Origin of the sequence: Robertmurraya dakarensis (genome assembly GCF_900156875.1) — a bacterium.
In the GTDB taxonomy this organism is placed as follows: Bacteria; Bacillota; Bacilli; order Bacillales; family Cytobacillaceae; genus Robertmurraya; species Robertmurraya dakarensis.
This window is the reverse complement of the sequence record NZ_LT707409.1, coordinates 3,088,929-3,090,969: the sequence shown is the minus strand read 5'-3', so window position 1 is coordinate 3,090,969 and position 2,041 is coordinate 3,088,929. Positions and strand designations below refer to the sequence as shown.

General features: G+C 37.3%; 1 protein-coding gene. It reads left to right on the top strand.

The window, feature by feature from the left end; genetic code table 11:
• On the top strand, positions 1–2,041 hold a 2,041-nt coding region (locus CZ487_RS28215; RefSeq protein ID WP_077214854.1), incomplete at both ends, for an Ig-like domain-containing protein.

Sequence of the window (2,041 nt, the reverse complement as noted above, 5' to 3'; positions counted from 1 at the left end):
GCTGTTAATACACCGGAAGTTCCTGAAATTGTTGAATCAGAAATTACAAACATTGATGTTGATACAACAACAACAGTTGAAGTTCAGTTTAACCAAGCTGTAGAAGCATTTGACCGTAATGATGTTGTGATTGAGGATGAAGATGAAGATCGTATTTTCGTTAAATCAGTAGAACTAGCTGAAGATGGAAAATCTGCTTCACTTGAGTTATATGATGCACTTAAAGATGAAACTTCATACGATTTCACAATCAATGCTGGTGAAGAAGAATTATCTTACACTCTTGACTTTGTACTAGGTGAAGTTTCTGAAATCCTAGCTTCAAGCAAGACAATTGATCCTTCAGAAGACTACGAAATTGAATACACTGTATTAACAGATACTGGAGTAGATGTTACTGAAGAAACTGACGTAACTTTCAATGATGACAGATCTGATGTTGATACTTCAACTGGTGTAATTGTTGCTAATGATTTAGAAGATGGACAATCTGTTTTTGTCGAAATCGTTGCTGGTGACGTTAAGAGCAAAAGAATTAAAATTACTGCTAATGATGGAGAAGCAACAGAATTCTCAGCTTATTCAGTAGTGTCTGAACCTGTTGGCGACTTAGATGCTTGGAATGCTGATGATTTTGAAGCTGACCATGATATCGCAATCGGCCAAAACGGATTATCTCTAGATGTATTATTCTTAGACCAATATGGTGAAGAAGCAGCCGAAACAATTAAATTTGAATCACTTTCTCCAAGCATCCTTGTAGTTGATGAAGCGACTGGTGAATTAACAGCACGTAAAGTCGGTACTGCAGATGTTAAAGTAACTATGGGAGATGTTACAAAAGTAGTTAAAATTGATGTTGTGGCTGAAGCGAAGTTTGATGCTTTAGAAATTCGAAACGATGAGGGAGATGCTATTACTAACCTAGCAATTAACCCTGATGTTGATGAAAATGAAACTGTAACAGTTCAACTAGTAGACCAATATGGTGAGGATTTCTCGGCATCTGAAGAAGACTTAACTGTTGAAGTTAAAGGTGATTCAGTAGAGGTGGACCAAGAGGGTGAAGGCCGTACAACTACATCTGGTGCACTTGTATTAAACTTAACTGCAGTAGATGGTGAAACTGGCAAGACTACTATCACTGTGAAAAATGAAGATGGTAAAATTGTTGAAACTCTAGAAGTTTCTATTGAAGAAGCTGGAGAGATTGCTGACTATAAATTAGAAGGCTTAAAGGAAATTGATCTTTATGGTTCTTCTGATGATGACGAAGATACTGTAAGCGAAACTACACTTCAAGTATTCCCAGTTGATGAAGATGATGTGAAAACTGCGGGTGCTGTTGAGGCTGAGTACGTAGTTGTTGATGAAGATGGTACTGAGATCGATAGTGCAACTGGAACTTCAGTTTCACTTGGTTTTGGAAGCGAACTTGCTGTAACAGAAACTGGAACGTACACATTAAAAGTAACTGTAGGTGCCCTTGAAGTCATCAACACTGAATTTGAGGTAGTTGATACTGAAGCCGCTTATGAATTAACTCAAACTGAAGATGAAATTGTAGTTGATAACACAACTAACTTATTTGCAGAAATCCAAGCTGCTCTAGAAATTACTCAAGATGGAGATACTGTAGATTCTTCAAACATTACTTCTTTCTCAGTTGTATCTGATAAGAAGGCTGTTATCGCAGATAGCGCTGATGCATCATTTACTCTAGATGATGAAAATGCTGCTGAAGTTGTTCTTTCTGAAGGAACTGCAACATTATTTGTTGATGAAGTTGTAATCAATGGAAAAACTGTTGAAGTAGATTACCAATTTGATGTAACTGTTGAAGATGTATTTGCTCCTGCAGCTCAATCTATGGTTATCGCTGACCAAAACAGTAATTCTACTTTAGATGCTGGAGAGACTGTAACTATCACATTTACTGAAGCATTGTCAGGTGAATCAGTGGCAGCTGTTAAAGCAGCACTAGAAGGAATGGAGAAATTCGGTGAAGGTGCTATTGCAGTAACTGAAGATAACAAGACTT